The sequence below is a fragment of the Xanthomonas sp. WHRI 6108 genome, assembly GCF_040202385.2.
In the GTDB taxonomy this organism is placed as follows: domain Bacteria; phylum Pseudomonadota; class Gammaproteobacteria; order Xanthomonadales; family Xanthomonadaceae; genus Xanthomonas; species Xanthomonas arboricola.
Map to the genome: position 1 here is coordinate 2211751 of NZ_CP168198.1, position 13147 is coordinate 2224897.

Here is a 13147-nt window from a genome sequence, read left to right on the forward strand (position 1 = left end):
TCTCTCCAAGCCGTGAATTTCCCTGGGCTTACTCCGCCCAGGGCGGTGGTGTGGCACCGGCGACGGGCGATGCATACAAAACGAGGTCGTAGTAGTGGCCGGGAGAGTGCTGGCGTAGACGGAAGTGATAGCCATCCACCAACTTGTCCAGTTGTTCCACGATATCCAGTAAATCCTGGGCGTAGTGGTACACACAGATAGCCATGCGGGGGCGCTGGGTGCGGATGAGGTGAGATGCGCCTTCGAGTGCCCTGGCTTCAAACCCTTCGATGTCCAACTTCAGTAATGTCAGTTTTTCCAATTCATCGTCAAGACGAGTAGTAGCAACGGAGATTCCGCCATCCGGCGACACATGGCTGGAAACAGTGCCGGTCTCCTCGAAGCGCAACGTCGTGTGTTCGTTGGAGATCGCTTTTTTGATGGCCCTGAAATTGTGTGGGGGAAGTGGGAGGGCGCTTGCGACGCCCTCCAATTTCTGGAAGTTGATATTGTCGGGTTCGAAGGCGGTGATGCTTTCGTAGCGATAGCGGGATGCTTCTAGAAACTTGTGGACGATGGGACCTTGGAAGGCACCGCCATCGCAGAAATGTTCACGCGTGCCCAGCTGGAACGTGCTGGTATCGGCGTATTCTGAAAAGTACTCGTTGATCGGCGTCGCCCAGCAGCCCAGCAGGAGGCTGGAATCGTAGGTCAGGCGGAACAACAGGTTGCTATAGAGCGTAAAGATGCTGAATTCGTCGTCCAGTCGATCCGCAAAACGCAGAAATTCTTCCAGGCGCAAAAGCGTCCGCTGACGGTATACCTGGGCAGGCTCGTATACGGCGAGCAGCCCACAGTGGGCAACGGCCAGGCAGGCATCTACCCTTTCAATTCCTGCTTGCTCGCAGAGCTCGCGGGCCAAGCCCGATTCTCCCGGGCTATAAGAAAAGTCGATGGCCAAAGCCTGGGGATGCTGGGCCGCTTGTTCGATGAACTGGCGAGAACTCCAGCGCGGCACCCCATGAACGGTGTCGCTGTCGCTGTCGCTTCGCTGATCATCAACGGCGGCGATTAAATGGCTGGCGTGCTGGACGATCTTTGAGCCATAAATGTTGCCAATGCCCGAGCGTGGATGGAGCAGAAAGAGGGGGCGCTGCTCGAAGTGTGGGATCAGCGGATCCAGGGAAGGCGCAACGCTCAGTTGCTCAATACCCGCGCTGGTGCACAGGTCATTTGCAAACGCCCGTCCGCGCGGGCTGCAAGAGAAATCGATAGCGATCGCATCGGCATACTGCCCCGCCTTGGCAAGAAACTCCTGACCGCTCCAGCGCGGCGCGCCGTGAATGCGGTCCTGGTGGATGCTTTGATCATCAATTGCAGCAATAACATTGCGCAGGTGGGCAACGACCCTGGGACCATGCACCATGCCTGCATAGGACTCGGGAGCGACGAGGAAGACAGGACGGTTGGCAATCGCGGGCAGGCGCGCAATGACATCCTCCAGCGCAGGGCGCTCCTGCTCCGCAATACGGAGAATCCGTTGGCGAAGCTGCTCATTTCTTGAGTTCATGAACGTCATCTCTCGTAGGTATGAATGGGGGCGTCGTAGCGGGCGTCGAAATAGGTCTTGGCCGGCACGTCCTCGCGGTAGATACGCGGCCAGCCAAGTTCGCAGCTTCGTCCCACCTTGACGCCCCCACTCACGATGGCGCCGGTGCGCAGGATGCTGTTGCCGCCGATCTCGACGCCCGCGCCGATTTGCACACCGTTCTCTATCCAGCATGACGATTTGACGCGGCATGCCGGCCCGAGGTGTGCGCCGGCGTGGATGACGGTGTTGTAGTCGATCCTGCACCCGTGCCCGACCACAGCATTGGCACCCACGAATGCGTTGAGCCCGATGACCGTGTCAGAGGCGATGGCTGCGCTGGAGTGGATGAAGGGCTCCAGCTTGAAGCCACGTTCCATCGCTGCCTGCATCAGTTCTAGGCGCTTGAAGTTGCCGAAGCGTTCGTCGAACGCCACGAACATGGCCCCAGCGGTCGGATCCAGTCCATCCAGCACGGCCAGATCGAATTCGTATTCCGCGTCTTGTGGCACATCGATCCTGATAACCGCCTCGTCCTGACGCGCCTGCTTCCAGGCGTGAAAGACCAGGTCGAGGTATACGCTGCTGCCGATGATCCACCTAGATTTCATGTTCGGTCTCCATCAGCACCGTGTACCAGCGTTCGACCAGGCGATTCATGGATTCGTAGGCACCCTGGGTGGGTAGCGGAGCATCCGTGTGTAATGCCGCCTGCACCCGCTCCATGATGTCCACGTCTTCGCCCACCACCACCTTGCTGCCGTGCATCTGTGCCAGTAGCACTTGGCCGGAAGAACCGTAAGGCTGTTTCCTGCGTGCGCTAAACCAATAGATTTCCAGGTCGGTCCGGTCCGGTGCGACGGGGATGTGGTGTTCCAGCGTGAAGGAATAGCCGCCGTTGGGACTGGCGATATGCAAGTTCGGGAAGGCCAGCCAGTTGAAGTAGGCATCCTGCTTGCCCCAGCGTTCCACTTTCTCGTGCCAGCCGAAATGCTGAAGCCTGGGGATGGGTGCTTCCGGTCCGCCGAAGCTGAAGCGACGCATTTCGCACCGCAAGGCTGCGGGCGATGTGTCCTGCAAGGCTCCCATGGACTCCTTGGCTTGTTCCTCGTTTACCTGGGGAACGAAGCTGACGCTCTTGGCCAGTGTCTTGGGGTGGACGAAGCGCGGGTGATTGGCATCCCGAAGATTTTCGTAAGCGAGTTTCCAGTTGTACCGGCCACGCCATGTGGTCACCATGACCTCGGTGTCATAGGCATTGGAACTGCTTTCCAGCAAGGCGATGAAGTCTGCCGAAAACTGTTCTTCGAGTGGCATCGGGTCGGGATCGAGGTTGACGAACAGCAGGTTGCCCACCTCGCGCAGCGCGAACTCGCGCAGCTTCAGACCGTGGCGTTCCTCATCGCCGAAGCCATAAAGGGCATCGCACTCGGGGATGTTCTCGACCTGGCCGTCGGCGTCGTATTTCCATGCATGGTAAGGGCAGACCAGCGGGCGCTTTCCCACCGCAGCGGTCTGTAGCAGCGCGCTGCGGTGCAGGCAGACGTTCTCGAACGCGCGCAGCCGGCCTTGGAAGTTCTGGATCAGTACCGGAATGCCGGCGAGCCTGCGGGTGATGAAGCAGTTGTTGTCGGGCAGCAGCATCTTCAGCCCGGCAAACAGCCAGGCTTTGCGGAAGATCTTGCGCTGTTCGCGGGCGAAGATGTCCGTGGACACGTAGTAGCTAGGGTGCATTCGCGATCGCATCGGCGCGGCTTCCTCACGAATCCTTGTAGTAGATGACCCGGGCCGGGTTGCCGAACACGCTGGCGCCCGCCGGCACGTCTTTCACCACGACCGTACCGGCGCCGACCACTGCGCCGTCGCCGATGCGGATGCCGGGCAGGATGGTGGCGTGCGGGTGAATCGTCACTTCGTTGCCAACCACCGCGCCGCCGCCGATGAAAACGAAACTGCCGATCTGTACGTAATCGCCGATGCTGACTTCGTGCGCGATGATGGACGTAGAGAGTACGGTAACGAACTCGCCGAGCCGGCTACCCGAACCAATGGAAACGCGCGAATCGAATACACCTCCGCGCCCGATGTAGCCGGCAGCGGCCTCGCGCGACGGCGGCGGATGAAACACGATAAAATCCGCACCCTTGTCGATCAGCGCACGGGAATAGCGCCGCCGCGCTGCAGGGTCTCCGATCGCGCAGATGAAGATATCGCCTTCGACGGGGTGATAGGTGGAGGGGTCTCCTACGATCGGCCAACGCGATGTGCCATGCAGATGCGTGCGGCTATCCAGAAATCCCTTGATGTCCCACTCAACCCCGTAGGCTGGATCTTCGTGATACGCCAGCGATGCGATATCCCGCCCAAAGCCACCGGCGTTGACGATCAGCAGATGGTAGGGCGGGGCAGGTGTATCGGCGGTCATGCGAATTCCACGCCTCCATCCATGCTGAAGGCCTGTCCGGTCACCTTGCTGCTCGCATCGGAAAGGAAATACAGACAGGCCAGCGCCACGTCGTCGGGCTGTCCGATGCCCAGCGGATAGCGCTTGCGGCTTTCTTCGAACCAGGCCTTGTCCTCATTGATCAACGAGGTCTCGACCAGGCCGGGGCAGAGCGCGTTCGCGCGGATCTTGCGGCGCGCCAGTTCCAGCGCCAACGGCCGTAGCGTGCCGACCAGTGCAGCCTTGGAGCCGGCGTAGGGCCCCACACCCACCGTGCCGGTGAGTGCGGCGATGGATGAAAGGAAAATCACCGAACCTCCAGGCTTCAGCGATTGCCGCGCCAACAGGTGGCGGGTCAGCATCACCGGCGCCAGATAGTTGATGTCCATGACCTCGCGCAGGAATTTTTCGCTCACCAGCTTCATCGGCGACAGCCCGCGAATGCCGGCGCTGTGCACCACACCGTCGACGGGCCCGCAATCGGCAGCGAGTTGTTGCACGACAGCCGCATCGCTCAGGTCGCCAGCAAACAGGCGATGGCCATCGCCGTGCAGCGATGCCAGCGTGGTTTGCAGACGTTCCGCATCGCGCCCGGTGACGATCAGGCGTGCCCCTGCCGCGGCGCATGCACGTGCGACCGCTTCACCGATGCCTTTGGATGCGCCGGTCACCAATACGGTCTTGCCGTGCAGGCCATATAGGTCGCGCAGCAGCGCGGAAACAGGATCTTCTGCTGCCATGGTAGTGTCAATGCTCATAGGCGGATGGGCAGGGAAATCCCGCCATCGATGGTCAAGGCGCTGCGGGTAATCCAGCGGCTGGCCCCCGATAGCAGATACACCGCGCCTTTGGCGATGTCATCCGGGTCGATGCGCCCCAGCGGCGTCAGTCCGATCTTGTCGTCCAGGTCTGCTGCGGCGCCCAATTTCTTCAGCATGGGCGTGTCCACGTAGCCTGGCGCGATGCAGTTGGCGCGGATGCCGTGTTTGGCCTGTTCGAGCGCCAGCGTGCGGACCGCAGCTTCCAGCGCTGCCTTGGATGCTGCGTAGCCGGCGGCGGCCTGAGGCGCCGCGCGTGCGGACAATGCCGAGATATAGACCAGCGATGCGCCTTCGCTCAGGCGGCGCTTGACCAGCAACTGCTGCGTCAGCGCGATCGGTGCCAGATAGTTCACCGACAGCATTTGTTGCAGATGCTTTTCTGCGGCCATGCGGAACGGCACCAGCGCCGCGATGCCTGCACAGGAAACCAGCCCGTGATACCGTTCTGCAGCGTTGATCAGACGTGTACGGGTGTCTTCTTCGGTCAGATCGCCGGCCACCACCGCATGCCCATTGCCCTGCAACGCGACTGCAACCGCGTCCAGTCGCGCGATATCGCGGCCGGTGAGCACCACCCTCGCGCCCAGACGCGCACACAACGTGGCGACTGCAGCGCCAATGCCCGACGACGCGCCGGTCACTAGAACGGTCTTGTTTTGCAGCCCGAACGCATCAGTGGTTGCTGCAGGTGTGGCCGTCATGACTCGATCAAATCAGGAAACACCGCGCCCTCGATATCCACCAGGCAGGTGCCCCACGACAGCCCGATGCCGAAGCCGCATAGCAGCACGCGCTTGCGGCCGGATTCCAGTTCCTTGTTAATGCGCGCGGTCATGGTCACCGGCAGCGAGGCGCCGCTGGTGTTGCCGAAGTCGCGCAGTGTCGAAGGCACCTTTTCCACCGGCAGGCCGAGCTTTTTGCGAATGGTCTCGTTGATCATGCGGTTGGCCTGGTGGAACACGAAGTAGTCTATGTCCTCCTTTGCCACGCCTGTATAGTCGAGCAGCGTCTGCACTGCCGGCGGGATGCGTTGGGTGGAGAAACTCAGCACTGCCACGCCGTCCAGGATCAGGTCCACGCCACGCTTCCAGGCACCATCCGCCTCGTCGCGATACGGCACCAAGTGCTGGATGCCGACTGGTTCGCGGTGACCACCCACCGGCAGGATGATGGCTTTGTAGCCGCTGCCATCGCTGTTGAGGTCGAAATACATCGGCGGCGCGTCGGCGCTGAATTCCAGCGCCGTGGCGGTGCCGGAATCGGAGAAGATCGGGTCTTCCAGATTGGCGCTGCGGTCGCCGACCAGCAGCAAGCCTTTCTTGACGCCGCCGGCGGCGATCATCGAGCCGAGCAGGTTGATGCCGAACGGGTAGGCCGAGCAGCCCAGGTTGACGTCGAAGGCGACCGTGGCATGCGATAGCCCCAGTCGGTCCTGCAGGATGATCGCGGTGGCCGGGATCGGGTAATCCGGCGATTGGGTCACCACGATCAATGCATCGATCTCCTCACGCTTCCACTGCAGACGCTCCAGCAGCACTTCGGTCGCATCGAAGGCCAGGTCGGAAAAGCACTGCCAATCCGAGGCCATGCGGCGTGTCTCGATGCCGATGTTGCGCACCAGGCGCTCGCGTTCGGAGCGGATCTGCGGCCGGCAGTCGGTGAGATTGGACACCACCCGCTTCGGCACGCAGGTCGCCATGCCGGCAAAGCGGACGTTGTGCAGCGTGGAGGTCGGCATGTTACGCCTCGGTCAGTTTGTAGAGATCGCCCACAGTGGTTGCGGCGGTGAGATCTTCGCCGGTAATGGTCTTGCCGTACTCCATGTCGAACATGACGATCACACCCAGCGCGGCCAGCGAATCCCACTCCGGCAATTCCAGCAGCACGGTGTCCAGCGTGACCTCCACCGGTTCCTGGAAGTCGGTGGCGGAGAGGAAGTTCTCGATAAATGTTGCCTGGGTCATGCGAGCTCGCCTGGTTGCCTGTTGAAGAGATGGGAGTCTGAAATGCAGCTGCAGCGTGTTGCGATCATGTTGCGTGTGCGCCGGCGATCAGATCGGCAATGGTATCGACCTGGTCGCGGGTCAGGCCAGGAAAGATCGGCAGACACAATACCTGTGCGGCCACCGAGCGCGCGACCGGCAGCCATGCCGGCGCCGAGGAGGGCAGGGCGCGATACATCGGGAAATCGCTGATCAACGGATAGAAGTACCGCCGCACCAGGATGCCGTGCTCGCGCATCACTTGGTACAGCGCATCGCGCGACAGCGGGTAGTCGTCCTGCACCAGGATCGGAAAGTACGCGTAGTTGGCACTGGCGTGATCGGGCCGCGCCACGCAGCGCACGCCGCGAACATCGCTCAATCGCTGCCGATACTGCGCATCGATGGCGCTGCGCTGGGCGATGGCGTGATCGATGTGCTTGAGCTGCAGCAGGCCGAAGGCTGCGCTGATCTCGTTCATTTTGCCGTTGATGCCCGGTGCCACCACCGTGGTCTCATCGACGAAGCCGAAATTCTTCAGATGGCCGATGCGCTGATAGGTTCTTTCGTCCGGGCAGACGATGGCGCCACCTTCGAAGGTGTTGAACACCTTGGTGGCATGGAAGCTCAACACGCTCAGGTCGCCATGACGCAGGATTGAGCCACCCTCATCGCGCACGCCGAAGGCATGCGCCGCGTCGTAGATCACCTTGAGGTTGTAGATGTCGGCGATGCGCGTGATGGCAGCGGTATCGCAGGCGGTGCCGTAGCAGTGCACCGGCATGATGGCGGTGGTCTGCGGGGTGATGGCCGCCTCGATCTTGGACGGATCCATGTTGAGCGTCACCGGGTCGATATCCACAAACACCGGGGTGATGCTTTTCCACAGCAGCGAATGCGCAGTGGCCACGAACGAGTAGGGCGTGGTGATGACCTCCCCGGTGATGCGCAGCGCCTGCAGCGCGGTAATCAACGCGGTGGTGCCGTTGGTGAGCAAGGCCAGGTGCGGCACGCCCAGGTACTCGCACAACGCGCGTTCGAACGCGTGATGCATGTCACCGCCATTGCTGAGAATGCGGCTGGACCAGATCTGCTCCAGATAGGGCAGGAATTCTTCCAGCGGCGGCAGCAGCGGACTGGTGACAGGGATGGGCATCAATGCCTCGGCAGGTGCTGGTGAATGTCGGGATCCCGCCGCAGCCGATGGCTGCGGACGGGGCAATCCTGCTGAAGCAAGCGCTATGCCAGCGGGCCGGGCGGGGAGGCCGGCCCGCTCAGTTCGCCAGCTCGGTCTGCTCGCGATCGATGCCGTACTTGCGCAGCTTTTCCACCAGCGTGGTGCGGCGCAGGCCCAGCAGCTGCGCCGCATGCGCCACCACGCCCTGGGTGCGTTCCAGCGCCTCGTTGATCAGCGCCAGCTCGATGTTGGCCATGTGGCCACGCAGATCGATGCCATCGTCGGGCAGGCTGGAGCTGGTCGCCGGCTCGGCATCGACTGACGTGGATGGCAGGGTCACCACGTTGCCCGGCAGCGCGATGTCCTCGACGGGGGCGGCAACCAGCGCCGGTTCGGGCGCAAGCTCGACCGGCACGGCCGCGGCAAAATCACCGCGGTAGCGCGCCGGCAGGTCCTGCACGCGTACCAGTCCGCCCGGATGCAGCACCGCCAGGCGCTCCACCAGGTTGGTCAGCTCGCGCACGTTGCCCGGCCAGTCGTAGCTACGCAGCGCCTGCAGGGCTTCGTCGGCGAAGCGCACTTCGCCGCGTCCGGTACGTGCCAGTTGCCCGGCGATGGTCTGCACCAGCATGGCCAGGTCGTCGACACGTTCGCGCAGCGCCGGCATCTCGATCGGGAACACGTTGAGGCGATAGAACAGGTCCTCGCGGAACTGGCCGTCGCTGATGCGGGTTTCCAGGTTGCGGTGGGTCGCGGCGATCACGCGCACGTTGCAACGGATGGTCTGGCCACCACCGACACGCTCGAAGCTGCGCTCCTGCAGCACGCGCAGCAGCTTGACCTGCATCGGCAGGCTCATGTCACCGATTTCGTCCAGCAGCAGGGTGCCGCCCTCGGCCATTTCGAAGCGGCCCTTGCGGGTGCTCAGCGCGCCGGTGAAGGCGCCTTTTTCGTGACCGAACAGCTCGCTTTCCAGCAGATCTGGCGGAATCGCGCCGCAGTTGATCGCCACGAACGGCCCGTCGCGCCGTGGCGAATGCTGATGGATGGCGCGCGCGACGACCTCCTTGCCGGTGCCCGATTCGCCCAGCACCAGCACCGTGGTGTCGAAGGCCGCCACCTGGTCGATCAAGCGACGCAAGCGGGTCACCGCCTCGCTGTTGCCGGTCGGGCCAGTGTCCTGCTGCACGCCGGCCTGGTGCTCGGCATCCAGGCGCTTGAGGCTGGCACGGCGCAGCAAGGCTTCCAGCTGCGTGTGCCGCAGCGGCGTGTCCAGCGTCCAGACATTGGCTTCGTGCAGGCCATGGGCCTGTGCGAACGCGCTCGGGCTGCCCTCCATCAGCAGCACCGGTGGCGGCAGCTTGGCATCGGCCAGCCAGTCGAAGAACTTGTCGGCCTGTGCAGCGTCCTGCGCCGAGCCCACCATCACCGCCATCCATTCGTCGTGGCGATGGCGGCCGGGATTGATGTCGGCGCCGTCGGTGACCCAGCGGGGATTGAAGTCCATGAACTCGAGCAGCGAGACCGTGCGCTCGGCGCGCACGGCATCGCTGTCGATCAACAGAATGCGGGACTCACTCATTCCTGGCTCCTTCCGTCAGGCCCTCCAGGATTGGCATGACTTCCTGGATATAGGACAGCTTGCTAACAAAATTGTCAGCACCCGCGCGAAGAGCATGTTCACGATGCTCTGCATCGTCAAAGTGGCTCGCGATGACAATATACGGCGGATCGTCCTGCGTCTTGATCAGACGCGTTGCCTGCAGCCCGCCCATCTCCGGCATGGCCAGGTCCATCAGCACGACATTGGGGCGCAGCGACTCAGAGCGCTCGATCGCTTCCAGTCCATTGGCGGCACTGCCCACGATATCGAGCCACTCCACTTTGCGAAAATGACGCATCGCAGCGTTGATGAAGCCCTCGTGGTCGTCGACCAGCAGCACGGTGAGTTTGCTCATAGTAGTCCTTATCCTGCCCGGGCAAGCAGCGGTTTGTTGGTGCGGCGGCGCTCGCGTGCCGGGGCGATGTCGAGTTGTTCGCGGTACTTGGCCACAGTGCGACGGGCAATATTAACGCCCTGGCGCGACAACAGCCCGGCGATGGCTTCGTCGGCCAGCGGCCGCCCGGCCGGCTCGCTTTCGATCAGTCGCCGCACCATCGCCTTGACCGCCTGGCCGGAGACGCTGGCGCCTTCCAGGCGCACCGCAAAAAAGTGCTTGAGCTCGAAGGTGCCGCGCGGGGTCTGGATGTATTTGCCGGTGGTAATGCGCGAAATCGTCGACTCGTGCATGCCGATCTCATCGGCGATTTCCTTCAGCGTCAGCGGTGCCATCGCTTCTTCGCCGCGCACCAGAAAGGCGGCCTGGCGTTCGACGATGGCGCGGGTGGCGCGCAGCAGGGTCTCGTAGCGCATCGACAGGCCGCGGGTCAGCCAGCGCGCTTCCTGCAGCATGTCACGCAGCGGCTGGGCGGCATCGCCGGCCTCGGCCAGTGCGCGCTCATGCACGGGGTTGATGCTCACCCGATGCGTGGTGGCCGGGTTCAATGCCACCCGCCAGCTGCCGTCGGCATGCCAGGCGAGCACGTCCGGAATCACGTTGGCGTTGCTTTCCTGCGACAGGTCATCGCCGGGGCGCGGCTGCAGCGACAGGATCAGCCGTACCGCTTCGCGCACATCGTCCAGCTCGGCATCGTGTGCGCGCGCCAGCACCGGATAGTCGTGGCTGGCCAGCAGGTCCAGGTCGCCGGCAAGGATGCGCGCGGCCAGATGGCGCGCCGGCACGCGGCCGGGCAGGGCGCCCAGCTGGGCCTGCAGGCACTCGCGCAGGTCGCAGGCGGCCAGGCCGGCCGGGTCGCCGTGCAGCAGGCGCTGACGGACCGCTTCCACTGCCTGCACGGTCATACCAAGACGGGTGGCACCGAGCTGCTGCAGCGTCGCCAGGGCCTCGCTCAGATAGCCGGCGTCGTCGGTCTGCTCCAGCCAGAACGCGGCGGCCCCCAATGCGGCCTCGTCCAGGTCCAGCGCCAGATCGCGCAGGATGCGCACGTGCGGGTCGGTGGATTCGCCGGCTGCCACGCGCTGCATGCGGTCGTCGTCGTCGCCGTTCCAGCTGCTGCTCTGCACGTCCCACATCGTGCTTTCCGGCAGTTCGTCGAAGGCGGCGACATCGGACGCGCCATCGTCACCGGTCGCGACGGCGTCGCTGTCGGCCAGTTCTTCCAGTTCCAGCAGCGGGTTGGTTTCCAGCGCTCGACGGATTTCCAGTTCCAACTGCATGCCGTCCAATTGCAACAGACGGATCGACTGCAGCAACTGCGGGGTCAGGTGCAGTTGCTGGCCAAGCTGGGCGGAAATGGTCGTCTTCATCGAAGCGCTTCCGGAAGGCGCCGCACGTGGCAGCGATGGAACGCATCTTGCAGGACAAGGCGACGGGTTTCTAATCAGGGAATCGCGTGAGGCAATTCGTGATTTTCCTGACAGCGCGTGGGGAATTCCCTGACGTTCAATACGGACTCAAGCGTGCCCGCCGGAATCCCGTCACTGTTTTCGTCGCTGGCGGCCATTTTCGGTCGGCGCAGCGGTTTGCTCAGACCAGTTCGTTGTGATGCTTGGCGGCCAGCAACACCAGGTCGTTGGCACGCCGGCAACCGAGCGATTCCATCATGCGCGCGCGATGGGTCTCCACCGTCTTGACGCTGATGCCGAGGTCGGCAGCGATTTCCTTGTTGCTCTGGCCGCGGCCGATCTCGCGCAGGATCTCGCGCTGGCGCGGCGACAAGGCAGCGATACCGACCGGTTTTTCCCGGCCCAGCATCGGCGCGATCATCTTGGACGAAATCTGCGGGCTCAGGAACACCTGCCCAGCTGCCGCTGCACGCAAGGCCAATTCCAGCTCGAGCGGCGCCGCATCCTTGACCACGAAGCCCACCGCGCCGCGATCGAGCGCATCGCGTACGTGCACCGGGTCGTCGTGCATCGACATCATCACCACATGCGTGCGCGGCGCGGCGCGCAACACATCGGTCATGGCATCCAGGCCGCTGCGGCCAGGCAGGGACAGATCCATCAACACCAGATCAGGCCGGTGCAGGGATGTCATGTCCAGGGCTTGCTGTGCGTTGCTGGCCTCACCCACGACATCGATGCCGGCGAAGGTTTGCAGCAGCCTGGACAGGCCGGCACGGACAAGGGTGTGATCGTCGACGATGATGACTCGCACGGCGCAGAAGAGACCTTTTTTCAGTAAAGGGCACCTTAGCCGACCCGGCGCCCCGCGCCAACAGGCGCTATCAGCGCTGGCGGCGGGCGTCGGCGATCTGACGGCGATGCAGACGGAACAGATGACGTTCCAGCGCCTCCTGCAAGCCTGGGGAAAGCGGCGCAAACCGCAGCCATAGCCAGTGATCGTGGCCATCGCTTGCGCTTGCCAGGACCTCGGCAGGAAGCTGTACCAGTTCAGGAAGCCAGTCGGAGGGTTGCAGGCAAACGCTGCCCAGGGTGCCCGGCGGGTGGCTGCTTGCGCAGCTCAGGCGGATTCCGCGCACCGACCAGTGCACGTTCGCCTGGATCAGTCCGGTGTCGCCTTTTTGCACCAGGCGGCCGATCAGGGCCAGCATCAGGTCGAGCTTGGCATCCATGCGCTGCACCAGCAGGGGCAGCTCGCCACGGTCTTCGCTGCTGTCTTCGCTGCGCAGGTCTTCCACCTGGCCCAGGCTGCGCAGCAGGGTCTCTGCAGCACTGTGCGAGCCGGCGTCGCTGCCGGCACGGAAGCCGGCCGGCAGGCGCACTTCGCAGCTGAGCGTGTCGGCGAACAGCGCGGCATCGGCCGATGGCGCGAGTGTGCCGAGCGCGGACATCAGATCCGTCCGACCCGTGCGTAGGCGCGGCTGGCCGTAGAGGACGTGCGCTGCGCGCGGATCAGATCCAGCAGCTTGCGTCGACGCTCGAGCATCATCCGCATCAGGTCCTGCTGCATCGCCTGCAACGTCTGCAACGCGTCGCGGTCCTGACTCAGGTCCGCCTGCTGCGCGTACTCGCGCAGGTGCAGATCGTGGGCATCCAGCATGAACGGCATCACCTCGAATTCCTCCTGCGCCATGGCCAGGCGGATGTCGGCAATTTCGGCTTGAAGGCTCTGCGCGCTATGCATGGTATGA

15 protein-coding genes are annotated in these 13147 nt (G+C 63.4%); all 15 read right to left on the minus strand.

Annotated features, from left to right (window positions below):
* Nucleotides 1-28: 28 nt before the first annotated feature.
* Nucleotides 29-1558 carry an FkbM family methyltransferase gene (locus ABQ039_RS09475; RefSeq protein WP_184612035.1) on the minus strand — a complete coding sequence of 510 codons (1530 nt, stop codon included), beginning with the start codon at nt 1556-1558 and terminating at the stop codon, nt 29-31.
* Nucleotides 1555-2178, minus strand: coding sequence for a UDP-3-O-(3-hydroxymyristoyl)glucosamine N-acyltransferase (locus ABQ039_RS09480; RefSeq protein WP_184612033.1), 624 nt, complete (start codon nt 2176-2178; stop codon nt 1555-1557). Before ABQ039_RS09480 ends, ABQ039_RS09475 begins: the two co-directional genes overlap by 4 nt.
* Nucleotides 2168-3313: an aromatic ring-hydroxylating dioxygenase subunit alpha gene (locus ABQ039_RS09485; RefSeq protein WP_184612031.1), complete on the minus strand. Its 1146-nt coding sequence runs from the start codon at nt 3311-3313 to the stop codon at nt 2168-2170. The genes ABQ039_RS09480 and ABQ039_RS09485 overlap by 11 nt, the downstream gene beginning before the upstream one ends.
* 13 nt (nt 3314-3326) lie before the next feature.
* A complete protein-coding gene (locus ABQ039_RS09490) occupies nt 3327-3992 on the minus strand; it encodes an acetyltransferase (RefSeq protein WP_046342574.1) in 666 nt (221 codons plus the stop codon).
* The gene (locus ABQ039_RS09495) at nt 3989-4768 is read right to left on the minus strand and encodes an SDR family NAD(P)-dependent oxidoreductase (RefSeq protein ID WP_167707212.1); all 780 of its coding nucleotides are present in this window, start codon (nt 4766-4768) and stop codon (nt 3989-3991) included. The genes ABQ039_RS09490 and ABQ039_RS09495 overlap by 4 nt, the downstream gene beginning before the upstream one ends.
* Complete coding sequence (locus ABQ039_RS09500; protein WP_014090117.1) at nt 4765-5532, minus strand: SDR family NAD(P)-dependent oxidoreductase; 768 nt, start codon at nt 5530-5532, stop codon at nt 4765-4767. The genes ABQ039_RS09495 and ABQ039_RS09500 overlap by 4 nt, the downstream gene beginning before the upstream one ends.
* The gene (locus ABQ039_RS09505; RefSeq protein ID WP_184557601.1) at nt 5529-6569 is read right to left on the minus strand and encodes a ketoacyl-ACP synthase III; all 1041 of its coding nucleotides are present in this window, start codon (nt 6567-6569) and stop codon (nt 5529-5531) included. Before ABQ039_RS09505 ends, ABQ039_RS09500 begins: the two co-directional genes overlap by 4 nt.
* Before the next feature lies 1 nt (nt 6570).
* Complete coding sequence (locus ABQ039_RS09510) at nt 6571-6795, minus strand: acyl carrier protein (RefSeq protein ID WP_024939600.1); 225 nt, start codon at nt 6793-6795, stop codon at nt 6571-6573.
* Nucleotides 6796-6859: 64 nt separating this feature from the next.
* Nucleotides 6860-7969, minus strand: a complete 1110-nt coding sequence (locus tag ABQ039_RS09515; RefSeq protein ID WP_024939601.1) for a DegT/DnrJ/EryC1/StrS aminotransferase family protein — start codon at nt 7967-7969, stop codon at nt 6860-6862.
* Between the two features lie 118 nt (nt 7970-8087).
* A complete protein-coding gene (locus tag ABQ039_RS09520) occupies nt 8088-9572 on the minus strand; it encodes a sigma-54 dependent transcriptional regulator (protein WP_349777818.1) in 1485 nt (494 codons plus the stop codon).
* Nucleotides 9565-9948 carry a response regulator transcription factor gene (locus tag ABQ039_RS09525; RefSeq protein ID WP_016904817.1) on the minus strand — a complete coding sequence of 128 codons (384 nt, stop codon included), beginning with the start codon at nt 9946-9948 and terminating at the stop codon, nt 9565-9567. The genes ABQ039_RS09520 and ABQ039_RS09525 overlap by 8 nt, the downstream gene beginning before the upstream one ends.
* Nucleotides 9949-9956: 8 nt before the next feature.
* On the minus strand, nt 9957-11357 hold the full coding sequence (gene rpoN, locus ABQ039_RS09530) for an RNA polymerase factor sigma-54 (RefSeq protein ID WP_349777817.1): 1401 nt from the start codon (nt 11355-11357) through the stop codon (nt 9957-9959).
* Between the two features lie 220 nt (nt 11358-11577).
* A complete protein-coding gene (locus ABQ039_RS09535; RefSeq protein WP_003482986.1) occupies nt 11578-12210 on the minus strand; it encodes a response regulator transcription factor in 633 nt (210 codons plus the stop codon).
* Nucleotides 12211-12280: 70 nt separating this feature from the next.
* Nucleotides 12281-12847, minus strand: coding sequence for a PilZ domain-containing protein (locus tag ABQ039_RS09540; protein WP_154831968.1), 567 nt, complete (start codon nt 12845-12847; stop codon nt 12281-12283).
* Nucleotides 12847-13140, minus strand: coding sequence for a hypothetical protein (locus tag ABQ039_RS09545; protein WP_126966748.1), 294 nt, complete (start codon nt 13138-13140; stop codon nt 12847-12849). The genes ABQ039_RS09540 and ABQ039_RS09545 overlap by 1 nt, the downstream gene beginning before the upstream one ends.
* Between the last annotated feature and the right edge of the window lie 7 nt (nt 13141-13147).

What these genes read in the sequence shown, in the direction of transcription:
- ABQ039_RS09520 (WP_349777818.1), bottom strand. Translation starts at nt 9,572, where the DNA reads ATGAGTGAGTCCCGCATTCTGTTGATCGACAGCGATGCCGTGCGCGCC.
- ABQ039_RS09545 (WP_126966748.1), bottom strand. Translation starts at nt 13,140, where the DNA reads ATGCATAGCGCGCAGAGCCTTCAAGCCGAAATTGCCGACATCCGCCTG.
- rpoN (WP_349777817.1), bottom strand. Translation starts at nt 11,357, where the DNA reads ATGAAGACGACCATTTCCGCCCAGCTTGGCCAGCAACTGCACCTGACC.
- ABQ039_RS09490 (WP_046342574.1), bottom strand. Translation starts at nt 3,992, where the DNA reads ATGACCGCCGATACACCTGCCCCGCCCTACCATCTGCTGATCGTCAAC.
- ABQ039_RS09485 (WP_184612031.1), bottom strand. Translation starts at nt 3,313, where the DNA reads ATGCGATCGCGAATGCACCCTAGCTACTACGTGTCCACGGACATCTTC.
- ABQ039_RS09540 (WP_154831968.1), bottom strand. Translation starts at nt 12,847, where the DNA reads ATGTCCGCGCTCGGCACACTCGCGCCATCGGCCGATGCCGCGCTGTTC.
- ABQ039_RS09500 (WP_014090117.1), bottom strand. Translation starts at nt 5,532, where the DNA reads ATGACGGCCACACCTGCAGCAACCACTGATGCGTTCGGGCTGCAAAAC.
- ABQ039_RS09515 (WP_024939601.1), bottom strand. Translation starts at nt 7,969, where the DNA reads ATGCCCATCCCTGTCACCAGTCCGCTGCTGCCGCCGCTGGAAGAATTC.
- ABQ039_RS09525 (WP_016904817.1), bottom strand. Translation starts at nt 9,948, where the DNA reads ATGAGCAAACTCACCGTGCTGCTGGTCGACGACCACGAGGGCTTCATC.
- ABQ039_RS09505 (WP_184557601.1), bottom strand. Translation starts at nt 6,569, where the DNA reads ATGCCGACCTCCACGCTGCACAACGTCCGCTTTGCCGGCATGGCGACC.
- ABQ039_RS09480 (WP_184612033.1), bottom strand. Translation starts at nt 2,178, where the DNA reads ATGAAATCTAGGTGGATCATCGGCAGCAGCGTATACCTCGACCTGGTC.
- ABQ039_RS09495 (WP_167707212.1), bottom strand. Translation starts at nt 4,768, where the DNA reads ATGAGCATTGACACTACCATGGCAGCAGAAGATCCTGTTTCCGCGCTG.
- ABQ039_RS09510 (WP_024939600.1), bottom strand. Translation starts at nt 6,795, where the DNA reads ATGACCCAGGCAACATTTATCGAGAACTTCCTCTCCGCCACCGACTTC.
- ABQ039_RS09475 (WP_184612035.1), bottom strand. Translation starts at nt 1,558, where the DNA reads ATGACGTTCATGAACTCAAGAAATGAGCAGCTTCGCCAACGGATTCTC.